Genomic DNA, 279 nt, shown 5'->3' with positions numbered 1-279 from the left:
CAGAAATCAACATTCGAAGCGAATGCTCATTTCTGAGTTTGATCAAGTGCAACATTTCACGACAGCAGAAAGTGGTGGAGCCAAGCGGGATCGAACCGCTGACCTCCTGCGTGCAAGGCAGGCGCTCTCCCAGCTGAGCTATGGCCCCGTATTCTACGGCTGAACCATGTAATGGTAGGTCTGGGCAGATTTGAACTGCCGACCTCACCCTTATCAGGGGTGCGCTCTAACCAACTGAGCTACAGACCTATAACAGGGTCGCGTTACAACATCGTCTTT

Annotated in this window: 2 tRNA genes; both read right to left on the bottom strand. The window is 52.0% G+C overall.

The features are described from left to right. Positions 1 to 72 precede the first annotated feature (72 nt). Positions 73 to 148, bottom strand: a tRNA-Ala gene (locus ACLEJP_RS25590). 24 nt (positions 149 to 172) lie between these two features. After that, positions 173 to 249 (bottom strand) — tRNA-Ile (locus ACLEJP_RS25585). Positions 250 to 279 lie beyond the last annotated feature (30 nt).

The sequence above is a fragment of the Pseudomonas sp. SMV7 genome, from assembly GCF_052041995.1.
Classification (GTDB): domain Bacteria; phylum Pseudomonadota; class Gammaproteobacteria; order Pseudomonadales; family Pseudomonadaceae; genus Aquipseudomonas.
Note: the sequence above shows the minus strand (reverse complement) of the source record. Positions and strands in the feature narration are given on the sequence as shown.